This window comes from Kumtagia ephedrae (genome assembly GCF_003012745.1).
In the GTDB taxonomy this organism is placed as follows: domain Bacteria; phylum Pseudomonadota; class Alphaproteobacteria; order Rhizobiales; family Rhizobiaceae; genus Kumtagia; species Kumtagia ephedrae.
In genome coordinates, this window is record NZ_PXYK01000008.1 from 64,026 (window position 1) to 89,979 (window position 25,954).

Here is a 25,954-nt window from a genome sequence, read left to right on the forward strand (position 1 = left end):
GCCCCGCCGGGCCGTGGGTCAGGCTGCCGAACGCTGGTGGTAAAAGCAGCCGTCGGGGCGCGTCTCGGTCGCCTTCAGCGCCGGGTCGTAGCGGAAGAGCGTCGAGCAGTAGGGGCAGACCTTCTCGTCCTCGACGCCCATGTCGAGGAAGACATGCGGATGGTCGAAGGGCGGATTGGCGCCCACGCACATGAACTCCTTGACGCCGATGTCGATCGCCGCATGCCCCGCGTCGTTCTGGAAATGGGGAATGGAACCGCCGGCCATCGCTGTCTCCTGAAAGTTCTGGCAGCCTCTTATCAGGCTCGATGCCGTCCGCCAATCGTCTTGCGCTTTCTGAAATCAAACTGTCACATTCGCCTGTCAGGAGGTAGGCTTGCCGCGTTAGGTGCGGGCGATAGCCGGGGTTTTGCCGCCATGAACGAACTGAGACCATTGCAGACCGAGTTCGCGACCGCCGAGGTGCCGGCGGGCGACGCGGCCGCGGGCAATCCCGACCGTTTCGTCAACCGCGAGTTCTCGTGGCTGCAGTTCAACCGCCGGGTGCTGGAGGAATCGCAGAACGATCATCATCCGCTGCTGGAGCGCGTGCGCTTCCTGTCGATCTCCGCCGCCAATCTCGACGAGTTCTTCATGGTGCGCGTCGCCGGCCTTGCCGGCCAGGTGCGCGAGGGCATCACGCTGCGCAGCCCGGACGGGCGCACGCCCGAGCAGCAGCTCGAGCAGTTGCTGCTCGAGGTCAGCCGTCTGCAGGAGGACCAGCAGACCAGCCTCGCCGCGCTGATGGTGCTGCTGAAGGCCGAGGGAATAGAGACCCTGACGGCCGAGGCGCTGACCAGGGAGGAGCAGGCCTGGCTGGAGGACCATTTCCAGGAGCAGATTTTTCCGGTGATGACGCCGTTGTCGATCGACCCCGCGCATCCGTTCCCGTTCATTCCCAATCTCGGCTTCTCGATCGCTCTCCACCTGAGGCATCTGAAGGATCGCGAGGAGATGAACGCCCTGCTGAGGCTGCCGGTGGCGCTGAAGCGCTACATCCGGCTGCCGGACGGCAAGTCGGCCAACGGCAAGTCCAAGGTGCGCTTCATCCCGCTCGAGGAGGCGGTCGGCATCTTCATCGGCCGGCTGTTTCCGGGCTACGAGCTGCAAGGCTCCGGCACCTTCCGCCTCATCCGCGACAGCGACATCGAGGTCGAGGAGGAATCGGAGGATCTGGTGCGGCTGTTCGAGACGGCGCTGAAGCGGCGCCGGCGCGGCTCGGTCATCCGCATCGAGTTCGACGGCCGCATGCCGGCGGAGCTGCGCGATTTCGTCGCCGGCGAGCTCGGCGTGTCGTCGAGCCGAATCAGCGTCATCGACGGTCCGCTGGCGCTCGGCCAGATTTCCGAGATCGTCGCCGTCGCCCGCGACGACCTGAAGTTCGTGCCGTACAATCCGCGCTTTCCCGAGCGCATCCGCGAGCATCGCGGCGATTGTTTCGCGGCGATCCGCGAGAAGGACATCGTCGTCCACCATCCCTACGAGTCCTTCGACGTGGTGGTGCAGTTCCTGCGCCAGGCCGCCGTCGATCCGGACGTCGTCGCGATCAAGCAGACGCTCTACCGCACCTCCAACGACAGCCCGATCGTGCGCGCGCTGGTGGATGCCGCCGAGGCCGGCAAGTCGGTCACCGCGTTGGTCGAACTCAAGGCGCGCTTCGACGAGGAAGCCAACATCCGCTGGGCCCGCGACCTGGAGCGCGCTGGCGTGCAGGTGGTATTCGGCTTCCTCGAGCTGAAGACCCATGCCAAGATGTCGCTGGTGGTGCGCCGCGAGGACGGCCGGCTGCGCAACTACGTGCATCTCGGCACCGGCAACTACCATCCGATCACCGCGCGCATCTACACCGACCTGTCGTTCTTCACGACCGACCCGCGTATCGCCCGCGACGTCGCCCACATCTTCAACTACATCACCGGCTATGCCGAGCCTGCCGAGGAGATGGCGATCGCCATGTCGCCGCTGACGCTGCGCAGCCGCATCCTCAAGCACATAGCCGACGAGATCGAGCACGCCCGCGGCGGGCGCCCGGCGCGCATCTGGATGAAGATGAATTCGCTCGTCGATCCGACGGTCATCGACGCGCTCTACGAGGCGAGCCGCAACGGCGTCGAGATCGACCTCGTGGTGCGCGGCATCTGCTGCCTCAGGCCGCAGGTGCCGGGCCTCTCCGACAACATCCGGGTGAAGTCGATCGTCGGCCGTTTCCTCGAACACAGCCGCATCTTCTGCTTCGGCAACGGCCACGGCCTGCCGGACGACGAGGCCATCCTCTATATCAGCTCGGCCGACATGATGCCGCGCAATCTCGACCGCCGCGTCGAGACCCTGGTGCCCATCACCAATCCCACTGTGCATGAACAGGTGCTGGGCCAGATCATGCTCGGCAACATCATGGACAACCAGCAGAGCTTTGAAGTATTGCCTGACGGCACCTCGCGGCGGATCGCGCCGGACGAGGGCGAGGAACCGTTCAACGCCCAGGAATATTTCATGACCAATCCCAGCCTGTCCGGGCGCGGCGTTGCGCTCAAGAGCCACGCTCCCAAGCAGATCGCTCCGTTCCGTCGTCGCAAGAAGGCGGCTGCGACCGCCACCTGATGCAGTCGCAATCGCAAGGTCGGCTGCAGGATCGCAGTCCGGTCTCCATCATCGACATCGGGTCGAACTCGATCCGCCTCGTCATCTACGAGGGGATCGCCCGCTCGCCCACGGTGCTCTTCAACGAGAAGATGCTGGCCGGTCTCGGCCGCGGCATCGTCTCCACCGGCAAGCTCGATCCCGAGGGCGTCACCCGCGCCGTCGATGAGTTCCGCCGCTTCCGCGCCTTGTCGGAACAGGCAGGGGCGGGTGAGCCCTATGTGATCGCCACGGCGGCGGCGCGCGAGGCCGTCAACGGCCCGGATTTCATCCACCGGGCCGAGGAGATCCTCGGAACCGGCATCCGCGTGCTCAGCGGCCGCGAGGAGGCTCATTATTCGGCTCTCGGCGTGGTCTCCGGCTTCCATCCGGCCCAGGGAATCGCCGGCGATCTCGGCGGCGGCAGCCTGGAACTGGTCGATGTCGACGGCGATCGGATCGGCGACGGCATCACCCTGCCGCTTGGCGGCCTCAGGCTGCAGGACATGGCGAAGAATTCGCTTGCCGCCGCCGCGAAGATCGCCCGCGACGAGCTTGCCAGAGCGAAGCTGCTCAAGGCGGGGGAGGGACGCGCCTTCTATGCGGTCGGCGGCACCTGGCGAAATCTGGCGCGGCTGCACATGAACGCCACCAGCTATCCGCTGGCGGTGATGCACCACTACGAGATGGGCATCGAAAGCTCTCTTTCCTTCCTGCGCCAGGTCGCCAGGGGCGAGGTCGAGAAGATCAAGGGCATCGAGGGCGTCTCGAAGAACCGGCGGGCGCTGCTGCCTTATGGCGCGGCGGTGCTGCTGGAGATCATCGCGGCGATGAAGCCATCGAAGATCGTCGTCTCGGCGCTCGGCGTGCGCGAGGGTTTTCTCTATTCGCTGCTGTCGGCGCAGGAGCAGCGCGCCGACCCGCTCATCTCGGCTTCGGAGGAACTTGCGCTGCTCAGGGCCCGCTCGGTCACGCATGCGCGCGAACTGGCGGAATGGACGGGCTACTCCTTCGCCGCCTTCGGCCTCGACGAGACCGAGGAGGAGACGCGCTACCGGCGCGCGGCGTGCCTGCTGGCCGACATCGGCTGGCGTGCGCATCCCGAATACCGCGGCACCCAGTCGCTCAACATCATCGCGCACGCCTCCTTCATCGGCGTCGACCATCCCGGCCGCGCTTTCCTGGCGCTGACCAATTATTTCCGCCACGAGGGCGTCTTCCAGGATTCCGGAGTCGCCGAGATCGCAAAACTGGCGACGCCGCGCTACCTTGAGCGCGCGCGCCTGCTGGGCGCGATGATGCGTGTGGTTTACCTGCTTTCGGCATCGATGCCGGGCGTCATCCCCCGGCTCAGATGGGAAGCCCGCGCGAACGGCGTCTTGGCCCTGGTGGTGCCGAAGGATCTGGCGGGCCTTGCCGGCGAACGCCCCGCCGGACGGCTCGGTCACCTTGCCCGCGTGACCGGCCGCAAGCTGGAACTGGCGATCGGGGAGTAGCGGGGGCGTCTCGCGGTGGAATGGCGGCCGGGCTGTCGCCCGCCTATGAGGGGCGTTGTGTCCGAGGGCGGGCGGATACCGTCGCGTTGGCTTCGATGATCGCGTCCAGACCCTCCTCGAGTTGCAGGGGATCGATCGCGCCTTGCCGGAAAAGCTGCATGACCAGGTATGCGATGTGGTCGCGCGCCGGACCGTCTGCGACCCGGTGCTCGCGGCAGTAATCGTCGACGGCTTTCGTCAGGATGCGCAACTCGGCGGAATTCGCCATCCCATTGGCGGTCATGCCATGCCTCCCCACAGCCGGCGAAAGCATGATCTGCTCTTTCAAGCGCCCTGTATGCCACTGGAGACCGGGGCGACGGTCCATTCTATGTAGTTTGCCAAATCGGCACCATGAAAAAGCGATGCAGGCGAGAGGAAAATAGCTGCCAATTCCCGGCCGGGCGACTTGAATGTCGTTCGTCTCGGCGCGGGGCTAAGGCCACGCCACGTCGATCGAGAACCGTCCGGGGCCGGCCAATGCGAGGGCCAGGAAGCCGCCGGCGAGGCCGATATCCTTGAGCAGCGCCTGCATGTGCATGAAGGCCAGCGCCGGATCGTCGCCGTCCTGGCCGGCATGACCGAGCGCTCCGGCGATGAGGCAGAACGCGGCGAGCAACACTGCCGCGATGCGGGTCTGCAACCCCGCCACCACGCACAGGCCGGCGATCAGCTCGAACAGCCCCGCCGCCCAGGCGAGCGCCAGCGGCGCCGGCAGGCCGAGCCCCGCGAAATAGCCGGCGGTTGCCGGGATGTCCGTGAGCTTCATGATGCCGTTGGGCAGGAATACGCAGGCGAGCAGGAAGCGGGCGATCAGGGCTGCGGCATCGACAGGCATGGCACGGCTCCGGCAGGGAGCGGGAGTGTGCGCCATTGCGCGGCGGCTGTCACAGCGAATTTCGATGCCCGTGCCGGGATACCCGCGCGCTTAATGCATCTTTTGACGCCGCTCACCGCACGTCGCGATAATAGGGCTCGCCAAGAGCGGCAGGCGCCGCCATCAGCCGCCTGACCTTGTGCCAGGCGAGCACCGGCACGATGATCAGCGCGATGGTGCCGAGATAGGGCAGCATCGACAGGAAGGGCGCGGCGATCGGCCAGTTGCGCGCTTGGCCGACGAAGCCGAGCGAGGTGATCAGGCCGAACAGCAGCGCCGCCAGCACGGCGTTGAGCGGGCGATATCCGGCGAAGATGACCAGCGACACGGCGATCCAGCCCCGGCCCGCCACCACGCCCTCCGACCAGGACGGCACGAAGGCGAGCGTCAGGTAGGCGCCGGAACCGGCGGCCAGCGCGGCCCCGGCCGACACGTACCAGAACCTGATCTTTTGCACCGGGATGCCGGCGGCATCGGCGGCTGCCGGATTCTCGCCGACCGCCCTGAGATCCAGCCCGTGGCGGGTGCGGAACATCAAATGATGCAGCGCGAACGGCAGGACGATGTAGATCAGGTAGACGAGGATGTTCTGGGTGAACAGCGCTCGCCCGACCAGTGGAATGTCGCTGAGAATGGGGATGGCGATGGGCGCGAAGGTCGCCGGCGCCGGCATGCCGGAATAGGCCTTGCCGATGGTGGCTGCTAGCCCGGTGCCGATGAGCGTGAGCGCCAGGCCGCACAGGATCTGGTTGGCGCGGACATGGACCGTCGCCGTCGCGAAGATCATGCCGAAGAGGAGCCCGACGAGCAGCGCCAGCAGGAAGCCGAGCGTCGGGCTCGGCACCGCGACCACCGTGGCGATGCCGGTGATCGCCCCCAGCGCCATCAGCCCCTCGACGCCGAGATTGACGACGCCGACGCGCTCGGCCAGCACCTCGCCAAGGGCAGCGAGCGCCAGGACGCCGCCGGCGAGGATAGAGGTCTGCAGAAGGCCTGCGATCAGATCCATGGCTCTCTCATGCCCCCACGGGTTTGGTCCGGGTGACCCGGTAATGGGCGAGCTCGTCGCCGATGGCGGTGAAGAAGAGGATCAGGCCTGTGATCGCCAGCACGGTCGACACGGTGATGCCCTGCGTCTGCAGGATGATCCCCGAATTGAGGATCACCGCCATCAGCGCCGCCCCCGCGAGCACGCCGAGGGCCGAGCCGCGCGCCAGGACGGCGACCATGATGCCGAGATAGCCGAAGTTGTTTGAGATGCCGCCCTGCAGCCGGTGCACCGTGCCGGCCACCTCCAGCATCCCGGCCACGCCGGCGATGGCGCCCGACAGCAGCATCACCACGATCAGGCGGCGGCGGAACGGCATGCCGGCATAACGCGCGGCCTGCGGGTTTGAGCCGGCGATGCGGACCTCGTAGCCCCAGCGGGTGAAGTTCAGGACGGCGGCAACGAGAACCGTGAGCAGGATGGCGAGCGGAAAGCCCCAATGTACGATGCCCCAGAATTCCGGGATGTCGTGCGGCAGCCGCGCGGTCGTGGCGAGCGCATGGCCGCTGGGGTCGAGCCACGGGCCGGTCGACACGTAGTAGACCATCAGCGTGGCGACGAAGTTGAGCAGCAGCGTGGTGATCAGCTCGCTGACATCGGCGTAGGCGCGCGCCAGCGTCGGGACGAGGATCCAGACAAGGCCGCCCAAGGCGCCGGCGAGGAACATCAGCGGCAGCATGAGCACGGTCGGACCGGGCACGAACAGCGCCACCGCCGTGGCGGCGAAGGCGCCGGCATAGAACTGGCCCTCCGCACCGATGTTCCAGGCGCCGATCTTGAGCGCCACCGCCACCGACAGGCCGGTGAGGATCAGCGGCGTGACGAGAAGGCCGACATCCTCCAGGCCGAAGCTGGACCCGAAGGTAGCGCCCAGCACCTGCGAGGCAAGCCTGAGCGGATCGGCGCCGCTTGCCGCCAGCACCAGCCCGGCGACGAGCAGCGCGAGCACGATGGCGACGGCTCGCGCCGCAAGCGCGGCGGCGGGCGGGGCGGAGGGAATGCGCTGGATGCGGATGGCCATGATCACAGTCCCGCGGGCTGAGGGGTCGGCGCCTTGCGCTGGCCGCCCATCATCAGCCCGATCTCCTCGATGTCGGACGCCGCCGTGTCGACGACGCCCATGATCGCGCCGTGGAACAGCACGGCGATGCGGTCGGAGAGGTTGAGCAGTTCCTCGAGTTCCTCGGAAATCACCAGAACGGCGACGCCGGCATCGCGAAGCTCGACCAGGTAGCGCATCATGGTGTTGATGGCGCCGACGTCGAGGCCGCGGCTCGGATAGGCGGCGATGAGCACCTTCGAGGCGATGCGCATCTCCCGGCGGGCGACCAGGCGCTGCTGGTTGCCGCCGGAGAGGTTGCGCACCGGCATGCCGAAGTCCGGGACCGTGACGGATGCCGCCTCGGCGATCGAGCGGGCGAGCGCCGCCGCCTCGCGCGGCCGATAGAGGAAGCCGGCCGAAACGGGCGCCTTGCCGTATTCGCGGATGACCGCGTTGTCGGTGACCGAAAGAGCCGGTGCCAGGCCGCTGTGCAGCCGGTCCTCCGGGATGTGGCCGACGCCGAAGCCGGCAAAGGCGGCCGCATCGGCCGCCGAGAAGTCATGACCGTCTACGATGATCTTTCCGGAAGTCGCCGGCCGCATGCCGGTCAGCACCTGACTCAGCTCCTTCTGGCCGTTGCCGGCCACTCCGGCGATGCCGAGAATCTCGCCTGCATAGATGTCGAGGTTCACCCGATCGAGCGCGGTGTGGCCGAGATCGTCGCGCGCTGAGACCCCGCGCAGGCTCATCACCGGCTCGGCCGAGATCTTCGCAGCGCCGGAGGAGCGGGCACGCAGGTCGCTCAGCACGATCTCACGGCCGACCATCAGCCTCGCCAGCATGGTCTCGCTGCAGTCGGCCGTCTTCTCGGTGGTGACCTTGCGGCCGCCGCGAAGCACCGTCACCCGGTCCGAGATCTCCAGCACCTCGTCGAGCTTGTGGCTGATGAAGATGACAGCGTTGCCGCGCGCGACGAACTGCTTCAGCGCCCTGAACAGCTCGCGCGCCTCGGCCGGGGTGAGCACGGCGGTCGGCTCGTCGAGGATGAGCACGCGGGCGTTGCGGGCAAGCACGCGCAGGATCTCGACCCGCTGCTGCTCGCCGGTCGACAGATCGCTGACGCGCGCGCCCGGCCGCACTGCGAGGTTCAACGAGGCGGCAAGATCGGCCGTGCGCGCCTCGAGCGCGGCGGCGCTGATCCGCTTCGGCGTCTGCGACCAGCCGAGATGGATGTTCTCGGCCACCGTGAAGGCCTTCACCAGCTTGAAATGCTGGTGGACCATGCCGATGCCGGCGGCGATGGCGTCGACCGGCGAGGCGAAGTGTTTTGCATACCCGTCGACGATGATCTCGCCGGCATCGGGCTGGTAGATGCCGGTCAAAATGTTCATCAGCGTCGACTTGCCGGCGCCGTTCTCGCCGAGCAGCGCGTGGATTTCCCCCGGCATCACGTCGAGGTCGACGTCCTGGTTGGCGACGACGCCGGGGAAATACTTGGCGATACCCTTCAGCAGCACCAGCGGCGGCGTACCTGGGGCAAGCTGCGCCGGGGCGTTGTCGGGCATCGCATCCATGGGTTCGGGCCTGCGGGGATGGATCAGAGGCCGCTCACGCCCTCGATAGACCAATCCCAATTGTAGAGCTCTTCCTCGGTCATGGTCTGGCCGGCGGCGACGCGGACCGCGCCCTTGGCGTCCTTGATCTCGCCGGCGAACGGGCTCCAGCCGCCGAGGATCTTGTCGCGCGCCGCGTCGGCCTGCTTGCGCACCTCCTCCGGCACGCTCTCGCCCCAGGCGTCGCGGTCGACGCCGCCGGTCATCGGCAGGATGTTGCCGCTCGGCACCCACTTGCCCTCCAGTCGCTGGCGCACCTGGTTCACGTAGAACTCCTTGAAGTCGACGATGATGGAGCTGACGTAAGCCTTCGGCCCGTAACGGCGGATGTCGGTGTTCCACATCACCGCCTTGGCGCCGCGCTGCTCGGCGACCTGCAGGTAGCCGGCCTCGTCCATGATGCCGAACAGCAGGTCCGCGCCATTGTCGATCAGCGCCGTGCCGGCCTGGGTGGCTGCCTGCGGATCGAACCAGGAGTTGATGACGATCGTCTGCAGGGTGGCGTTCGGATTGACCGAACGCGCGCCCATCAGGAAGGCGTTGGTGCCGGAATAGACCGACGGGACCGGGAAGGAGGCGACATAGCCGAGCTTGCCGCTCTTGCTCATCAGACCGGCGGCAACGCCGGTCACATAGGACGGGTACCAATGGGCGACATAGTAGGTGCCGAGATTGTCGAGCGGGCTGCGGCCGTCGCATTCGAAGAAGGCGACGTCGGGCGAACGCTTGGCGACGTCGTAGAGGAAGTCGCCGTAGTTCGAGGTGGCGAACACCATGTTGGCGCCTTCCGAGATGAACTGGCGGAAGGTGCGGGTGGCATCGGCCGAATAGGGGATGCTCTCGACGAACAGCGTCTTCAGCTTGGGGAAGGCCGCCTGCACGGCCTTCATGCCCTGGTCGTGGCTCCAGGTCCAGCCTTCGTCGGTGACCGGGCCGGTGTGGCCGAAGGCGATGACGGCATCCTCCTCGGCGACGGCCGCGAGCGGGGTCTGCGCACGCGCCGGCGTGACCAGGCCGGATTTCGGCAGGAGCAGCGAGGCGCCGGCGGCGGCGCCCATGTTGAGGAAACCTCGGCGGGAGAGATTGCGCAGATCGATCATGCTTCGGTCCTTTGTTCGGTGTCGGTTCAGCTCGGGAGAGGAAGTTCGGTGTCGATGAGGCGGTCGATTTCGGCCGACCAGTCGGCAATCCATGCCTGCTTGACGCCGTCATCGAGCCAAGCGGCCTGGAGGCCGGCGAGCGCGATCGTCTTGAGAGCCTGGGGGGAAAGGCCGAAGTTTTCCGCAACCAGCGCATACTCCCGATCGAGCGTCGTGCCGAACATCGCAGGGTCGTCGGTGTGGATGGTGACGTTGAGCCCGGCCTCGATCATCCGGCGGATCGCATGGTCGGGCGCGGCGAGGTTGCGCCAGACGGTGGTCGTCAGCGTGGTGGTCGGGCAGCAGGTGAAGACGATGTTGCGTTCCCGGCAATGCTCGACCAGGGCCGGATCGTCGACGACGTGGTAGCCGTGGTCGACGCGGCCGAGGCCGAGCACGTCGACGCTGTCGCGGACATAGTCCGCCGGGCCGTCCTCGCCGGCATGGTTGGTGACGTTCAGGCCGGCAGCCCGTGCCCGCTCGACGATACCAGCGAACATCGGCGGCGGGTTAGGGCGCTCGTCATAGTCGAAGCCGATGCCGATCACCTCGGCCGGCCGCTCGGCCAGCACCATGTCCAGGAAGCGCTCGCCGCCTTCCACGCCAAGCGGCTTGGCATGCGCCGGTATCAGCTTCGCCACGAGGCCGTAGCGCTCCTTCGCGCGGCGAAAACCGTCGAGGATGCCGTCCAGCATGGTCGCGTAGGCCACGCCATGGGCAAGATGCGCATGCGGGCTGAAGAACATCTCGACATAGCGCGCGCCGCCGAGGGCACAGCGCTCCAGCGTCTCGAAGGTGACGCGCGAGAAATCGTCCGCGGTCCTGATCGAGGCGCAGACGAGATCGTAGACCTTCAGGAAGTCCTGCAGATTGCCGTAGCTGTAGAGTTCCGCAACCGGCTTGCCGGCCGGCAGGGCGACCCCGTTGCGGGCAGCCAGTTCGGCAAAGGTCGAGGCTGAAACCGCACCTTCAAGATGCAGGTGCAGCTCCGCCTTCGGCATGCGCTGCACGAAACTCGCCAAAGACATGATGCTACCCCGTATTGCCGGAAGGAAGCGCCGGGCCAGCCGGCGCGCCATCCCCCGTCCCCTGTGTGTCCGGCCGCCGGCATGTTCGATATTCATGCTCTTTCAAGGCCGTCTTGTCCTTCTATACGCAACACATGTCAGGGAATTTGGGCTTGCACAAGCCTAAAAATGATGCCTAATTAGACAAGAAATCAAGTTGCCTAATCAACAGGCAGACGGCTCGAATTCCAGGCAGGCGATGCGACCGGATCGGCAGCAATGGCCGCAGTGACCGAAACGACACGGCTTTCTTTCGTCGGACGGCTGGCGCAGCCCGGCTTCGCCGCCTTCGTTCGCCAGCGCGCCGCCAGGCTCGAGCTGGAGCTCGCGGTCCACGGCGCCGGCAGCGGCCGCTTCACCGTCGACGTGTCCGGCCAGCCGGACCTGATCGACGCGTTCGAGATGGCGTGCAGCCTCGGCCCGCTCGACAGCCTCGTGCTCGACTGCGAGCGGACTGCAACTCACCGAACGTCCGGAGGAGACCAGGAACGATGACCATGACCGGCGGTTGGCATCCGGTGGCGCTATCGACCTCGATCGAGCCCGCGAGCTCGGCCGGCACCCATATCGGCGGAGGCGAGTTCGTGGTGTGGCGCGACGGCAGCGGCGCCGCCCATGTGTGGGAGGACCGCTGCCCGCATCGCGGCATGAAGCTCAGCTTCGGTTTCGTGCGCGGCGACCATATCGCCTGCCTCTATCACGGCTGGCAGTACGACGCGGCCGGCCGCTGCCGCTACATCCCCGCCCATCCCGACCTCGAAGTGCCGAAGACGATCACCGTGCCGGCCTACCGGACGGTCGAGGCGGCCGGCATGATCTGGGCGAGCAGGGATCCGGAGCCGGCAACGGCCCCGGCCGATCCGGGCGAGGTCGTGCCGGTGCGTAGCCTCTATCTGGCAGCCTCTGCAGAAACAGTGCTGCAGGTGGTCGAAGGTTTTCCGCCACGCCCGTTCGGCGGCGATGCCGGTCCAGCCGGGCTCGAGCCCGTGGGCGCCAACCTCCACCGACTGGACATCGGACCGGACACGCTGCTGCTCGGCCTGCAACGGCTTTCCGACGAGCGCACCGCCCTGCACATCGTGATCGCCGGCCCGGCCGAAACCTATTCGGGGGAAGGCCAGAAACATTTTCTCGCCTGGACGGCGGCGCTGCGGCACCGCCTCGAATCGGCGCCGGCAGCCGACGCCGTCCTGTCGACGGAGGCCGTGTGATGGCGGGGATTGTCTTCCACAACTACGAGCTGGACGAATGCTGCTACAAGGTCCGGCTGGCGCTCTCCATGCTGGGTCTCGAATGGCAGACGGTCGCGGTCGATGCCTTTCCCGGCAGCGAGCAGGTCTCGCCGCTCTATCTGGCGATGAACCCGCTCGGCAGCCTGCCGATCCTCAAGGACGGCGGCCTCGTCCTCCACGGCGCCGAAACCATCCTTGCGCACCTGGCTCGCAGCCGCGATCCATCCGGCCGCTGGCTGCCGGCCGGCGGCGGCGAGTTTGCCGGCGTGATGCAGTGGCTGGTGTTTTCCGCCGCCTCCCTCTCGGTGACGGTCCGCGCGCGCAGCAGTGCGCTGTTCGACACGCCCGGCGACGAGGAGGCGCCGCGCGCGTCGGCGGCGAAGGCGTTGCGCATCATGGATGACCACATGACCGCCCGCGGCTTCGATGGTGCGGACTGGTTCGCCGCCGGCCACGCGACCATCGCCGACATCGCGCTGTTTCCGGCCTTCGCACTTAGCCGCGACTACGGCGTCGACCACGATGAATATCCGGCGCTGCGCCGCTGGGCTCGACGCTTCCGCGCCGTGCCGGGCTTTATGACGATGCCTGGCATTCCGGACTATCATTGACACGGAATCATCCCAGGCGGACTCCCCCGCCCGTCGCGTCGATCGCAACCAAGGAACACGCATGAGCCCGCTGACCCGCTTCTCCGTCCAACCGCTGTCGGCCATGACGCGAAAACTGGCCGACGTCGCCTCGGGACGGTCCGATCCCGACTTGGTCATCGCCGGCGCGCGGGTGCTGTCGACCTATTCGGAACGCATCCTCGACGGCCGGGAAATCTGGCTGTCGGGCGGCCGCATCGCCGCGGTGAAGTCGGCCGGCACGTACAAGGGTGGCGGCGCCAAGATCTACGACGCCAAAGGCGGCATCGTCGCGCCCGGCCTCGTCGACCCGCATATCCACATCGAATCCTCGATGGTGACCGCCTGCGCCTATGCAGAAGCGGCGCTGCTCAACGGCACCACGACGATCTTCTGCGACAGCCACGAGATCGGCAATGTGATGGACGTGGCCGGCGTCGAGGCAATGCTTGAGGACGCCCGCCAGGCGCCTTTGTCGATCTTCCTCACCGTGCCCAGCACGGTGCCTGCGACCTCCGCGCTACTGGAAACGGCGGGCGGCGACCTGACGGCGGAAAAGATCGGGGCGCTGTTCGACAAATGGCCGGAAGCGGTGGCGCTGGGCGAAAAGATGGATTTCGTCCAGGTCGCCACGGGCGACGAGCGCAGCCATGCCATCCTGGCGGCGGCGCTCCGGCGCGGCCGGCCCGTCTCCGGCCATGTCTACGGGCGCGAGTTCGTTTCGGCCTATGCGGCGTCGGGCGTGACCGACACCCATGAGGCGATCGACCGCGAGATCGCCGACGACATGCTGGAGGCCGGCATCTGGCTGTTCCTGCGCGGCGGCCCGCCGACAACGCCGTGGCACAGCCTGCCGCAGGCGATCAGGACCATCACCGAGCTCGGCGCCTCGCACAAGCGCATCGCGGTCTGCACCGACGACCGCGACGCCGACGACCTCTTATTGTTCGGCCTCGACTGGGTGGTGCGCGAGGCAATCAAGGCCGGCATGACGCCGGAGCAGGCATGGGCGATGGGCTCGCTGCACGGCGCCACCCGCTTCGGCATGGACGGCGAGATCGGCGGGTTGGGCGGCGCCCGGCGCGCCGACCTGGTGCTGCTCGACGATGCCTTCAAGCCGGTCAGCACCTGGTATGGCGGCGAGCTGGTGGTCGAGGACCGCAAAATCACGCCGCTGCTCGACCAGGCCTTGTCCTCCCGCTACCGCTATCCGGAGGCGGCCTACCATACGGTGAAGCTGCCGAAGCAGATCCGGCTGACCCCCGAGCTTCCCGCCGGGACGGTAGTGGCGCATGCCATCCGCACGGAGCTGCCCGGCATCACGCTCGGCCACGAGACGATTACGCTGGAGCCGGCCAACGACTGGCGGAGCCATTTCGACCGCCATGGCCTATGCTTCGTCACGGTGGTGGAGCGGCATGGCAAGTCGGCCGGCAACGTGGCGCACGGCCTGCTCAGCAATTTCACGCTGAAGCACGGCGCCGTCGCCTCCTCCGTCGGCCATGACAGCCACAACATCATCATCGCCGGCGTCGACGAGAGCGACATGCAGGTGGCGCTGCGCGCTATCGAGGACAAGCAGGGCGGCGTCTGCGTGGTGGTGGATGGCAAGGTGAGGGCGATGGTCGAGCTGCCGATCGCCGGGCTGCTGTCCGACAAGCGCGTGACCGAAGTCGCCGAAGAGGTGAAGGCGCTGAAGCGGGAATGGGAAGCCGCCGGCTGCTCCATCCCCTATATGGGCTTCAACCTCATCCCGCTCTCGGTCATCCCGGAGATACGCATCACCGACAAGGGCCTGGTGCTGGTGCCGGAAATGGAGATCGTGCCGCTGTTCGAGGCGGCCTGAGCGATGGACCTCTACCGGCTCGGCCTGGTCTCCCCGCGCATCCACTATTTCCAGCTGGTCGCGCGGCTGGGCTCGATCCGCCAGACGGCACAGGTGCTCAACGTCGCCCCGTCCTCGATCAGCCGGGTGATCAAGGGGCTCGAGGATGAGATCGGCACGCCGCTGTTTGAGCGCGTCCGGCAGCGGCTGAAGCTGACCAGCGCCGGCGAGCTGCTGCTCTACCACGCCCGCCACAGCACCACCGAGCTGGCGCGCGCCTGGTCGGAGATCAACGACCTGCGCGGGCTGAACCGCGGCGCCGTTTCGGTCACCGTGGTTGAGAGCGTGGCGCGCGGCCTGATGCCGGCGGCACTCGCCGAATTCTGGGCACGCCATCCGCTGATCACCGTCGACGTGCGGGTGGCGGCGTCGCAGCAGGCCTGCGACGCGGTCGCCGAGGGCGATTGCGACCTGGCGCTCGCCTTCGACGTGCGCGTGCCGCGCAGCGTGCGCCGGATCGCTGCCGTGCCGCTGCCGCTGGGGGTGGTCACCCATCCGGGCAGTCGCTTTGCCGGCCGCAAGGAGCTGAAGCTGTTCGACCTCTCCGGCGAGCAGGTGATCCTGTCCGACGGCAGCCTCGCGCTCGGCCTTTCCGTGGAGGAGGCGATCAGCCGCTCGATCATCGACCTGACCCGGCGCTCGCGTACCAATTCGATCGGGCTGATGATCGAGCTGGCGAGGATGAAGCTCGGTACCGTGCTGCAGACGCGCATCGGCGTCGAGCCGGAGATCGCCGACGGCACGCTGATCTTCGTGCCGCTGCGCGACACGAAGATACCGCCGCGCCGGCTGATGCTGCTGACCCGGCCGGAGCGCGAGATGTCGGACGCGGCCTCGGCATTCGCCGCCCAGCTCGCCCGTACGGTCGAGGGGCTGGCACGGTAGGGGATCGCCGCCGTCCAAGTTGTTGCGTTTGACGCATCACAATCGCGCGGACATTTGTCCTATCCGGAACAGCCTGCTTCTGCGAATCTCAGCCGCATGGAGAGACATCGATGAAGCAGAGCGCAGTCGACGCCGTCATTCGCGGGCTGAAGAAGGCGGGTGTCAGCATCGTCTGCTACCTGCCGGATTCGCTATTCAAGGAGCTTTACCCCGCGCTCGACGCCGATCCCGACATCCGCACGATCCGCGTCACCAACGAGGGCGAAGGCGCGGCGATCTGCGGCGGCGTGTTCCTGTCGGGCAAGCGGGCGGCGCTGGTGATGGAGAATTCCGGCCTGCGCGCCTCCGTCGAGCCGCTGGCGCGCATGGGGCTCGGCGCCGGCATACCCGTAGTGATGCTGATGAGCTATCGCGGCGAGCTCGGCGAGAACAACTGGTGGGCCATTCCGCACGGCATCACCATGGAGCCGGTGCTCGACGCGCTGCGCATCCCTTACCGCGTCGTGCGCGAGGAAGCCGGCATCGAGCAGGCGATCGCCGATGCCTATTCCTGGTCCTACGCCTCCTACTATCACTCGGCGGTGGCGCTCGGCGGAGAGGTGGTGCGATGAAGCGCTTCGATTGCATGAAGGCGCTGGCCGCCCGGCTGAAGGACGAGCTGGTCATCCTGTCGCTCGGCGGCAGCGTCGACGAATGGTACAACGCCGCCCCGCACATGCGCGAGGCCAGCCTGTTCCAGCAGCAGCTCGGCTGCGTGACGCCGCAGGCGCTGGGTCTGGCGGCCGGCCTGCCGCATCGCCGCATCGTCTCGCTCGACACCGACGGCGGCCTGCTGTTCAACCTCGGCATACTCGCCACGCTCGGCAACGAGCAGCCGAAGAACCTGTTCGTCGTCGTCTGGGACAACGAGTGCTACCAGTCGATCGGCGGGCCGCCCACCCACACCGCCTTCGGCCGGGTGGACCTTGCGGCGATCGCCCGCGGCGCCGGTATCCGCCACGCCCACACGGCCACCACCGTCGAGCAGTTCGACGGCCTGTGCGCCGAAGGGCTGGCGAGCGAAGGGCCGTTCGTCGTGGTCGCCAAGGTCTCCGGCACCGTGCAGCCCGACATCAAGCGCAAGCACAGTGACGGCCGTGAGGACAAGTACATCTTCGTGCGCCATGTCGAGGCCACCGAGGGCATCGTCATCATGGGCCCGAGCGAGCACAACTGACCGGAGTGCTCGCGTTGCCGTCCATGCCGCCCCCGCCACTCCTTCCGTCGAGATCGCTGAAGCGCGGCTACGACTACATCGTCGTCGGCTCCGGCTCGGGCGGCGCGGCGGTGACGCGGCGCCTCGTCGATGCCGGCGCAGACGTGCTGCTCATCGAAGCCGGGCCGGCGGGGATCGGCGTCGCCGACATCGACGATCCGGCCCGCTGGACGGCGCTGATCCGCAGCGGCTTCGACTGGGGCTACGACTACGCGCCTTCCCCTCTGGTGGACGGCCGCACGATCGGCATTCCGCGCGGCCGCGTGCTCGGCGGCTCGTCGGCCACCAACGCCATGCTGTGGTATCGCGGCCATCCGGCCGACTATGACGCCTGGGAGGCGGTCGGCGCGATCGGCTGGAGCTTTGCCGACGTGCTGCCCTATTTCCGGGGCTGCGAGGACTGGCAGGGCGGAGAAAATGCCTGGCGCGGCGCGGGTGGACCGCTGCGCATCGAGCGCGATCCCGATCCGCATCCGGTGCCGCTCGCCCTTGTGGAAGGCGCGCGCGAACTCGGCGTGCCGGCGGTCGATGACGCCAATGGGGCCGACAACGAAGGCGCCGGTCTTGCCGACTTCAACATCTCCGGCGGCAGCCGCTTCAGCTCGGCGCGCGGCTATCTCTGGCCGGTCTTCGAGCGCGAAAACCTGACCGTCGCCGTGAACTCACCGGCGGTCGAACTCGGCATCGATGGCCGGCGCTGCATCGGGGTGAAGTACTTGCACGAGGGTACGCTCGTCGAGACCCGCGCGGCGGAAGGCGTCGTGCTGGCGCTCGGTGCGATCGGCACGCCGCGCCTGCTGATGCTGTCGGGCATCGGCGACCCCGCCGATCTCGGCAGCCTCGGCATCGCCACAAGGCACGCCTTGCCGGGCGTGGGCCGGAACCTGCAGGACCATCCGCTCGTCCAGGCGATCAACTTCCGCGCCAAAAGGCCGCTCGGCCCGGTGCGCGGCAATGGCGGCGGCACCATGGTCAACTGGAAGACGCAGGCCGGCCTGGCCCAGGCCAACGCCCACGCCTTTCCGGTGCAGGGGCCGAGCGCCACGGCGGAAGCGGCGGCCGCGCACGACCTTTCCGGCGACGTCTTCGCCATCGGCGCCGGGCTGATGCGCTCGCGCAGCCGCGGCCATCTGCGCCTGCTCGGCGCCGAACCCGACGCGCCGATGGAGATCCAGCCCAATTTCCTCGCCGAGCCCGAGGACGTCGCCGACCTGATCGACGCAGTGGACTTTGTCATGGCGCTCACCGGCACCGCCGCCTTTCGCGACTGGTTCGCCGGCCACGCCGCGCCGGCGCGCCGCCTCGACCGGCGGGAGACGGTCGCCTTCATCCGCTCCGCCTGCTCGACCTTCTTCCACGCCTGCGGCACCTGCCGGATGGGCGAGGACGAGCTGGCCGTTGTCGACAGCCGGCTGGCGCTGCGCGGCATCGACGGGCTGCACGTCGCCGACGCCTCGGTCATTCCCGTCATTCCGACCTGCAACACCCATGCGCCGGCGACCATGATCGGCGAACGGGCCGCCGACTTCCTGCTCGAACCGGCGCGCAACTTGCATGTCGGACGCCGGACAAGGACGGAGGAACTGCCATGAGTGCCGAGAGCATGATCCTGGCGGGCGATCATTTACTCACCATGGATGCCCGGAACCGCGTGCTCGCCGGCGGCGCGGTCCTGATCGAGCACGGCCGTATCGCTGGGGTCGGCAGGCTCGCAGATCTCGCGCAGACGCATCCCTCGGTGCCGGTCAAGAAAATCGTCAACAGCGTGCTGATGCCGGGCCTGGTCAACGCGCATGCCCATTCCGGTTTTTTGCGCGGCACCGCCGAGCACCTGCCGGTGTGGGACTGGCTGACGCTGCACATCAACCCGATGCACCGGATGCTGCAGGCGCACGAGGCGGAGGCCGCGTCGTGGCTCTGCTATGCCGAATCCGTGCTCGGCGGCACCACCACAGTGGTCGACATGTGGCGCTTCATGGACGGCAGCGCCAGGGCGGCCGAAGCGATCGGCAACCGCCTCGTCGCCGTGCCTTACGTCGGTGCACATCCCGACTACGGCTATTTCGACACGCTCGACATGAACGAGGCGATGATCGAGACGTGGCACGGCAAGGCCGGCGGGCGCGTCAACGTCTGGGTCGGCCTGGAGCACCTGTTCTACGCCGACGAGGCCGGGCAGCGGCGCGCCGTCGACATGGCGAAAAAGCACCGCACCGGCTTCCACACCCATTGCAGCGAAGCCGAGATCGAACTGGCGGAATTCGACAGGCGCTACGGCAAGCGGCCGATGTTCGTCCTCGACGATCTCGGCTTCTTCGAGACGCCGCGCGCCATGATCGCCCACGGGGTGTGGCTCGACTCGGCCGAGATCGAGCTGATCGCCCGGCGGCGCGTGTCGGTCGCCCACAATCCCGTCTCCAACATGAAGCTCGCCAGCGGCATCGCGCGGATCGGCGAGATGCTGGCGGCCGGCGTGCCGGTCGGCATAGGCACCGACGGCGAGAAGGAGAACAATAATTTCGACATGTTCGAGGAGATGAAGGTCGCCTCGCTGCTCGGCAAGCTGAAGGACCTCGACGCCGCCGCCATGGACAGCTGGCAGGTGCTGCGCATGGCAACGATCACCGGCGCGCGGGCGATCGGCCTCGATCACGAGATCGGCTCGATCGAGCCAGGCAAGCGCGCCGACATCATCGCCGTCAGGACCGACACGCCGCGCATGACGCCGGTCTTCGGCGAAGGGCCGTACTTCAACCTCCAGCACAACCTCGTGCATGCGGTGCGCGGCGGCGACGTCGCCATGACCATGATCGACGGCAGGATCGTCGTCGACGACGGCGTTCTGAAGACCGCGGACGTGAACGAGATCATCGCCGAAATCCACATGGTCGCGCCCGGCCTGTTTGCCCGCCGCGCCGCCTGGCTGGCCGAGCATCAGAGCGGCACCCGGCAGTGGACGCAGGAAGCCGAGGGAAGCGATCGATGAAAACGACGGATCGGGCGGCGCTGGACGAGTGGTATGCGGTTGAAACCGGTGCGAAACTGCGAAAGACGCCCGTAAAAACACGGCTTCTGGGGCAGGATATCGAGCTTTTCCGGGACAAATCGGGGATGCCTGTCGCCCGCGAGATCCTCGATCACGGCGCCAGGGGGCCATCTCTGCTAGTGCAGGAGCGCTACGGCTGCCTCTGGACGACGCTCGGCCGGCCGAACAAGGGCCTGTTCGACATCGCCGAAGCCGCCGAGCCGGACCGCCGCTTCGTGCCGTGCGGCTGGGTGAAAATGCGCGCGTCCGGGTTGCGGGTGGTCGAGAACTTTCTCGACATGGCGCATTTCCCCTTTGTCCACACCGACATCCTGGGTTCCGAGCCGCACACCGAGGTGCCGTCCTACGTCAGCGAGATTCGCCGCGACGTCGACGAGGTGTGGGCCACCAACTGCACCTTCTTCCAGCCGCGCATCGCCGCCACCGAAAGCGCCGGCGATTTCGTCCATCTCACCTACCGGGTGCCCAGTCCCTTCGTCGTCATGCTCTACCGGGTCTGCCCGACCGCTCCCGACCGGCTGGACGCGATCGCCCTGTTCATCCAGCCGATCGAGGAGGATCTGTGCCGTGCCCAGCCGGTCATGTATCTCGTCGACGGCACCTCGACCGACACGGCGCTGCTCAATTTCGAGCAGGTCATCTTCCTGCAGGACAGGATCATCGTCGAGAACCAGCGGCCGCTGCGCCTGCCGCTCGAGCCGCGCACGGAGATCCCCACCAGGGCCGACAGCTCGTCCATCGCTTATCGCCGCTGGCTGAAGGAAAAGGGCATACGCTTCGGCACGACGGCGGGAGCCGCATGACGACGGCCTGTGCCGGAATGCAAGTCGTCCGCCCGGTTACAGCTGCCGAGGCCTTGGCCTGCGTCACGACGGGCAGCGCCCGGCTGGTCGCCGGCGGCACGGCCCTGCAGCTCGACTGGGCGAAGGGCCTGCCGAGGCCGGACCGGCTCATCGACCTCGGCCGTGTCGCCGGGCTGCGCGGGATCGAGCGGTCCGCCGGCGGAATTCGCATCGGCGCGCTGACCTCGCTCGGCGCGCTGGAGCGTGACGGGACGATCAGCGAGGCACTGCCGCTACTCGCGGCAGCAGTGCGCGCAACCGCCGGCCCGGCGGTGCGCAACCTGGCCACCATCGGCGGCAACGTCGCCGGCCGCACTGGCTGCCTGCTGCCGGCCCTGCTGGCGCTGGACGCGGACCTGGAGATCGTCACCCAAGCCGGGCGCGGCAGGAAACCGCTGTCGCAATGGCTGGCCGAGACTCGTGACCAGCCCGCAATCGTCGAAGCCGTCATCGTGCCTCTCGGCCAGGACACGGCGCGCTGGACGCACCGCAAGGTCGGCTTGCGCGCCGCCTTCACCCCGAGCGTCGTCGGCGTCGCCGGAATGATCGAGACAGCGGACGGCGTCGTGACCGCGGCGCGCCTCGCGGTCGGCGGCGGCGTAGCGCCCACGCGCCTCCACGAGGCAGAGGCGCTGCTTGCGGGCGAGGCGCTTGCGGACGTCGACTGGCGCGCGCTGCATGCCGCGATCGAGCAAACCGTCGATGCGCCGGACGATGCCTTCCGTTCAGGCCGCTACCGCCGCAAGGTGGCCGCCAACGCTTTCGTGCACGGGCTGGGCGGCACGCTGCCGGGGCGTGTTCCGCATCGGCCGCGGCCAGTCCCGCGGCCCTGCGAGCCGCCGCTTGGCGAACTCGTCCTGGCGCGGGCGGACGCCGGCGCGCGCTGGCATGTGCGCCCAGACGGACCGGCAAAAATCGCCGGCCGGCTCGAATACCTCACCGACCGCCGCGCGCCGGGCATGCTGGTCGGCCGCATCCTGCGCGCCGGCATCCCGCATGCCCGCATCCTCGGCATCGATACCCGCGCCGCCGAGGCGCTGCCCGGCGTCGCCGCCGTCGTCACCCACCGCGACGTGCCGGGCAGCAACGCCTTCGGCATCGTCGTGCAGGACCAGCCGGCGCTGTGTTTCGACAAGGTCCGCTATGTGGGAGATGCCGTCGCTGCGGTGGCGGCAGTCGACGCCGAGACCGCTGAGCGTGCGCTCGCGCTGATCGAGGTCGACTACGCGCCGCTGCCGGTCGTCGCTGATCCCGAACAGGCGCTGGTGGCCGGCGCTGAACCCGTGCATGAGACGGGCAATCTCCGGCGGTCCCTGAATTTCGGGCGCGGCGACATCGCGCACGGTTTTGCGCGGGCGGCGCATGTCGTCGAGGCCACCTACGAAATGCCGCGCCAGATGCACGGCTTCATGGAGACCGAGGGTGGCTATGCCTTCGTCGATGCCGACGGCACGCTCAATGTCTGCGCCGGCGGGCAGCATGGCCGCCGCGACCGCCTGCAGCTTTCGCGCATCCTCGGCATGGCCGAGGAGAAGATCAGGGTCGTCACCAGCCCGACCGGCGGCGCCTTCGGCGGCAAGGACGAGCTCACCGTCCAGCCGGCGCTGGCGCTGCTCGCCCTGAAGACCAGCCGTCCCGTGCGGCTTCAGCTCGATCGCGCCGAATCCGTCATTGCCGGGACCAAGCGCAATCCGATGACCATCCGAATGCGCACTGCCTGCGACGCCGACGGCCGGCTCGGCGCGCAGCAGGTGGACGTGATCGCCGATGCCGGCGCCTATGCCTCGCTCGGGCCCGGCGTGCTGGAAACCGCGCTGGAGCATGCCTGCGGACCGTATGTCGTCGCCAACGTGCAGACGACCGGCCGGCTCGCCTACACCAACAACGGCGTCTGCGGGGCGTTCCGGGGATTCGGCGCCAACCAGATGGCCTATGCGGTCGAATGCCAGATGGACCGGCTGGCCGATGCCTGCGGCCTCGATCCGGTCGAGATTCGCAGGCGCAACCTGCGCCAGCCGGGAATGCCGGGCTATCTCGGCCAGACGGTGGCGCCGACCGAGCGGCTGCGCGAGATGCTGGACGCGGCAGCGGCCGATCCGATCTGGCTGACGCCGCGGGGTCTCTCGGGCGACAGTACCGAGATCATCGGCGTCGGCATGGCCATGAACCACCAGGGCACCGGGCTCGGCACGATACCGCCCGATCCGGCCGGCGGCGCCCTGAGGCTGGCGCCTGACGGGGCGATCGAGGCGCTGCTCGGTCTCGACGAGATGGGACAGGGCCTGCTGACCTCCATCCAGTCGGCGGTGGCGGCCGCGCTCGGCTGCGGGCGTGACGACGTCCGGCCGCTGACCGGCGACACGGCGAAGGCCCCCGAATCCGGATCGACCACCGCCGCTCGCGGCGCGCATGTGGTGTGGCGGGTCGCCGAGACGACGGCGCCTGTCCTTGCCGCGAAGATGCTTTCCGCTGCCGGGGCTATGCTCGGCCGCGATCGGCAAGGTCTGGCGATCGCGCCGGGCGGGATCGTGGAGCTGCATTCGAACAGTGGCGAGTTGCTGCTGACCTTCGCCGAACTCGCTAGGGCACTGCCGCCGGACCAGCTGCCTTCGGCCGCCACGAGTTTCGAATTCCCCAAGAGCGACTATTTCGAGGGCAATGCGCGGCTGATCTTCGCCTTCGGCGCGACTCTGGCGCGTGTCGCGGTGAACCGCATCACCGGCCGGGTCAGGGTGCTCGACCTCCACCAGCATACGGCGGCAGGGCCGGTGATCGACGTCGCCGCCTATCTCGGCCAGATCGAGGGCGGAGGCGTCCAGGGCCTCGGCTTCACGCTGACCGAGGATGCGGCGATGCGCGACGGCCGGTATCTCACCGGCAATTTCGATACCTACATGCTGCCTGGCATCGCCGACACGCCCGAATCCATGGCGACTTTCGCGCTCGAAGACCTCGATGCCGCCGATCCGTTCGGCCCGCGCGGCGTCGGCGAGCTCGGCATCGGCGCGGTGACGCCGGCGATCGCCAATGCGGTGGCCGACGCCATCGGCCTCTGGCCCGAGCGCCTGCCTTTCGATCCCGAACGGATACTCGACGCCGTGGAGAGGCCTTGATGGCGGAGCCGATCGCCTTTCGCCTGAACGGCGTGGACCGTCGGACAGAGGTGCCGCCGGATACGCGACTGATCGATTTTCTGCGCGACAGGCTCGGACTGACCGCGGCCAAGAAGGCCTGCGGCATCGGCCGCTGCGGCGCCTGCGCGGTGCTGATCGACGGGAGGGCGGTGAACGCTTGCCTCGTCATGGCGTGGCAGATGGATGGCGCCGACATCGTCACGCCGGAAGGCCTTGAAACCTTGCCTCACGCGAAAACCGTCCGGCAGGCGCTCGCCGAAGCGAATGCCTTCCAGTGCGGCTACTGCGCCTCCGGCTTCGTTGTCGTACTTACCGCCTACCTGCGCGACCACCCGGGCGCCCAGGAGCAGGACATCCGCGCCGCGCTGGAAGGCAACATCTGCCGCTGCACGGGCTATCGCTCGATCCTGCGGGGAGCGATGGCCGCGGCCAGGGTGCTGGCCGAACCTGACCGGGACGTGCCGTCCGACGGGTCACAATCCGATGCCTCTCAGACCGTCGAAGCGAGCCAATGACCATCGTCATCCGTAACAGCGAGCCCGCCCACCCCGGCGTAAAATCCTTCCTCGCCACGCCGGCCAAGCGGCATCTCATTGCCGGCCGATGGTGCGACGCTTCCGAAGGCGACACCTTCGACAGTTTCGATCCCGCGAGCGGCCGGCATCTCGCCCGGCTGGCGCGCGGCACGGCGGAGGACTGCGACCGGGCGGTGGCGGCGGCGCGGTATGCCTTCGAGGATAAGGTCTGGCGCGACATGACGCCGTCCGCGCGCGGCAAGCTGCTGTGGCGGGTCGCCGAGTTGATCGATGCGCACGCCGATGAACTTTCCGAGCTTGAGACGCTGGACCAGGGGAAATCGCTGCGCACCGCCCGCTTCGGCGAGATACCGGCGGCGGCGGAGCAGTTCCGCTATTTCGCGGGCTTCGCCACAAAAATCCTCGGCACGACCATCCCGACCTCGATCGCCCACCAGCCCGCCGGCCGAAAGATCTTCGCCTATACGACACGTGAGCCCATCGGCGTCGTCGCGGCAATCACGCCCTGGAACTCGCCGCTGCTGATGGCCGCCATGAAGCTCGCGCCGGCGTTCGCCGCCGGCTGCACGGTGGTGCTGAAGCCGGCGGAGGAGACTTCGCTCACCGCTCTGCGGCTCGGCGAGCTGCTGATCGAGGCCGGCCTGCCGGACGGTGTCGTCAACATCGTCACCGGCTTCGGCGAGACAGTCGGGGCGGCCCTCGCGGCGCATCCCGACGTCGACAAGGTCGCTTTCACCGGCTCGACCGAGGTGGGCAAGCTGATCGTGGCGGCGGCACGGGGCAATCTGAAGAAGCTGACGCTGGAGCTCGGCGGCAAGTCGCCGGCCATCGTCATGCCCGATGCGGAGATGGAGCTTGCCATCGAAGGCGTGGCGCGCGGCATCTTCGCCAATGCCGGCCAGGTGTGTGTCGCCGGGTCGCGTGTCTACGCCCATCGCTCGATCGCCGACCGGCTGATCGAGGGCCTGGCCCGCGAAGCCGCGAAGCAGCAGCTTGGCCACGGGCTCGATCCCGAGACCGCACTCGGTCCGCTGGTCAACGCCGTCCAGGCGCAGAGGGTCGCGTCCTATGTCGAGGAGGGCAGGGCGGCGGGCGCCGACATCGTGGCCGGCGGTACGCGGTCGGGCACGTTCTTCGAGCCGACGGTGGTGACCGGCGTCAGCCAGGACATGCGCATGATGCGCGAGGAGATTTTTGGCCCGGTCGTCGCCGTCTCGCCCTTCGATGAGGTCGACGAGGCTGTCTCCTGGGCCAACGATTCGCCTTACGGGCTTGCCGCCAGCGTGTGGACGCGCGACCTTTCGGCGGCGCACCGCCTCGCCGCCCGCATCCGCTCGGGCACGGTCTGGATCAACTGCCATTCCTATTTCTCGCCCGAGCTGCCCAAGGGTGGCCACAAGCAGTCGGGCTGGGGATACGAGAACGGCGCGCCCGGGCTCGAGAACTATCTGGAGAGCAAGACCGTCTGCGCGCTGATCTAGACTGGACGCACATCGACAGTGGCGGGTGAAGACGAAAAAGGCCCGGACGA

23 protein-coding genes are annotated in these 25,954 nt (G+C 68.0%); 15 read left to right on the forward strand and 8 right to left on the reverse strand.

What is annotated here, in order from left to right; genetic code table 11:
* Positions 1-18 precede the first annotated feature (18 nt).
* Positions 19-267: a zinc-finger domain-containing protein gene (locus tag C7I84_RS10235; protein WP_106772077.1), complete on the reverse strand. Its 249-nt coding sequence runs from the start codon at positions 265-267 to the stop codon at positions 19-21.
* A gap of 150 nt (positions 268-417) precedes the next feature.
* Between C7I84_RS10235 and C7I84_RS10240 the strand changes: the two genes are divergently transcribed.
* Positions 418-2,640 carry an RNA degradosome polyphosphate kinase gene (locus C7I84_RS10240; RefSeq protein WP_106772078.1) on the forward strand — a complete coding sequence of 741 codons (2,223 nt, stop codon included), beginning with the start codon at positions 418-420 and terminating at the stop codon, positions 2,638-2,640.
* Positions 2,640-4,154 carry an exopolyphosphatase gene (ppx, locus tag C7I84_RS10245; RefSeq protein ID WP_106772079.1) on the forward strand — a complete coding sequence of 505 codons (1,515 nt, stop codon included), beginning with the start codon at positions 2,640-2,642 and terminating at the stop codon, positions 4,152-4,154. Before C7I84_RS10240 ends, ppx begins: the two co-directional genes overlap by 1 nt.
* Positions 4,155-4,197: 43 nt before the next feature.
* Here ppx and C7I84_RS10250 read toward each other — a convergent pair whose 3' ends face one another.
* The 7 genes from C7I84_RS10250 to add form a co-directional block, all read right to left on the reverse strand.
* Positions 4,198-4,437, reverse strand: coding sequence for a hypothetical protein (locus tag C7I84_RS10250; RefSeq protein WP_133170082.1), 240 nt, complete (start codon positions 4,435-4,437; stop codon positions 4,198-4,200).
* Positions 4,438-4,629: 192 nt separating this feature from the next.
* Positions 4,630-5,031 carry a DoxX family protein gene (locus C7I84_RS10255; protein WP_106772081.1) on the reverse strand — a complete coding sequence of 134 codons (402 nt, stop codon included), beginning with the start codon at positions 5,029-5,031 and terminating at the stop codon, positions 4,630-4,632.
* 112 nt (positions 5,032-5,143) lie between these two features.
* Positions 5,144-6,079 (reverse strand): ABC transporter permease, encoded by a 936-nt coding sequence (locus C7I84_RS10260; RefSeq protein WP_106772082.1) that lies wholly within the window; start codon positions 6,077-6,079, stop codon positions 5,144-5,146.
* 7 nt (positions 6,080-6,086) lie between these two features.
* The gene (locus C7I84_RS10265; protein ID WP_106772083.1) at positions 6,087-7,139 is read right to left on the reverse strand and encodes an ABC transporter permease; all 1,053 of its coding nucleotides are present in this window, start codon (positions 7,137-7,139) and stop codon (positions 6,087-6,089) included.
* Positions 7,140-7,141: 2 nt separating this feature from the next.
* Entirely contained in the window at positions 7,142-8,734 is a 1,593-nt protein-coding gene (locus C7I84_RS10270; RefSeq protein WP_245428375.1) for an ABC transporter ATP-binding protein, read from the reverse strand.
* A 23-nt stretch (positions 8,735-8,757) separates the two neighbouring features.
* Positions 8,758-9,873, reverse strand: a complete 1,116-nt coding sequence (locus C7I84_RS10275) for a BMP family ABC transporter substrate-binding protein (protein ID WP_106772084.1) — start codon at positions 9,871-9,873, stop codon at positions 8,758-8,760.
* Positions 9,874-9,899: 26 nt separating this feature from the next.
* A complete protein-coding gene (gene add / locus C7I84_RS10280) occupies positions 9,900-10,940 on the reverse strand; it encodes an adenosine deaminase (protein ID WP_165816041.1) in 1,041 nt (346 codons plus the stop codon).
* Positions 10,941-11,198: 258 nt separating this feature from the next.
* Between add and C7I84_RS10285 the strand changes: the two genes are divergently transcribed.
* The 13 genes from C7I84_RS10285 to C7I84_RS10345 all read left to right on the forward strand — a co-directional run bounded on the left by C7I84_RS10285 (position 11,199) and on the right by C7I84_RS10345 (position 25,904).
* A complete protein-coding gene (locus tag C7I84_RS10285; RefSeq protein WP_245428376.1) occupies positions 11,199-11,474 on the forward strand; it encodes a hypothetical protein in 276 nt (91 codons plus the stop codon).
* Positions 11,471-12,190, forward strand: coding sequence for a Rieske (2Fe-2S) protein (locus tag C7I84_RS10290; protein WP_106772086.1), 720 nt, complete (start codon positions 11,471-11,473; stop codon positions 12,188-12,190). Before C7I84_RS10285 ends, C7I84_RS10290 begins: the two co-directional genes overlap by 4 nt.
* Positions 12,190-12,822, forward strand: coding sequence for a glutathione S-transferase family protein (locus tag C7I84_RS10295; RefSeq protein ID WP_106772087.1), 633 nt, complete (start codon positions 12,190-12,192; stop codon positions 12,820-12,822). Before C7I84_RS10290 ends, C7I84_RS10295 begins: the two co-directional genes overlap by 1 nt.
* Positions 12,823-12,883: 61 nt before the next feature.
* The gene (locus C7I84_RS10300) at positions 12,884-14,686 is read left to right on the forward strand and encodes an adenine deaminase (RefSeq protein ID WP_106772088.1); all 1,803 of its coding nucleotides are present in this window, start codon (positions 12,884-12,886) and stop codon (positions 14,684-14,686) included.
* 3 nt (positions 14,687-14,689) lie between these two features.
* Complete coding sequence (locus tag C7I84_RS10305) at positions 14,690-15,610, forward strand: LysR family transcriptional regulator (RefSeq protein WP_106772089.1); 921 nt, start codon at positions 14,690-14,692, stop codon at positions 15,608-15,610.
* A 110-nt stretch (positions 15,611-15,720) separates the two neighbouring features.
* Entirely contained in the window at positions 15,721-16,221 is a 501-nt protein-coding gene (locus tag C7I84_RS10310) for a thiamine pyrophosphate-binding protein (RefSeq protein WP_106772090.1), read from the forward strand.
* Positions 16,218-16,826, forward strand: coding sequence for a thiamine pyrophosphate-dependent enzyme (locus C7I84_RS10315; RefSeq protein ID WP_106772091.1), 609 nt, complete (start codon positions 16,218-16,220; stop codon positions 16,824-16,826). The genes C7I84_RS10310 and C7I84_RS10315 overlap by 4 nt, the downstream gene beginning before the upstream one ends.
* Positions 16,827-16,849: 23 nt before the next feature.
* Positions 16,850-18,457 carry a GMC family oxidoreductase gene (locus C7I84_RS10320; RefSeq protein WP_106772092.1) on the forward strand — a complete coding sequence of 536 codons (1,608 nt, stop codon included), beginning with the start codon at positions 16,850-16,852 and terminating at the stop codon, positions 18,455-18,457.
* Entirely contained in the window at positions 18,454-19,851 is a 1,398-nt protein-coding gene (locus C7I84_RS10325; RefSeq protein ID WP_106772093.1) for an amidohydrolase family protein, read from the forward strand. Before C7I84_RS10320 ends, C7I84_RS10325 begins: the two co-directional genes overlap by 4 nt.
* On the forward strand, positions 19,848-20,714 hold the full coding sequence (locus C7I84_RS10330) for an aromatic ring-hydroxylating oxygenase subunit alpha (protein ID WP_106772094.1): 867 nt from the start codon (positions 19,848-19,850) through the stop codon (positions 20,712-20,714). Before C7I84_RS10325 ends, C7I84_RS10330 begins: the two co-directional genes overlap by 4 nt.
* A gap of 17 nt (positions 20,715-20,731) precedes the next feature.
* Positions 20,732-23,866, forward strand: coding sequence for a molybdopterin cofactor-binding domain-containing protein (locus C7I84_RS10335; RefSeq protein WP_106772180.1), 3,135 nt, complete (start codon positions 20,732-20,734; stop codon positions 23,864-23,866).
* Positions 23,866-24,402 carry a (2Fe-2S)-binding protein gene (locus C7I84_RS10340; protein ID WP_106772095.1) on the forward strand — a complete coding sequence of 179 codons (537 nt, stop codon included), beginning with the start codon at positions 23,866-23,868 and terminating at the stop codon, positions 24,400-24,402. The genes C7I84_RS10335 and C7I84_RS10340 overlap by 1 nt, the downstream gene beginning before the upstream one ends.
* On the forward strand, positions 24,399-25,904 hold the full coding sequence (locus C7I84_RS10345; protein ID WP_106772096.1) for an aldehyde dehydrogenase family protein: 1,506 nt from the start codon (positions 24,399-24,401) through the stop codon (positions 25,902-25,904). The genes C7I84_RS10340 and C7I84_RS10345 overlap by 4 nt, the downstream gene beginning before the upstream one ends.
* Positions 25,905-25,954: the final 50 nt, after the last annotated feature.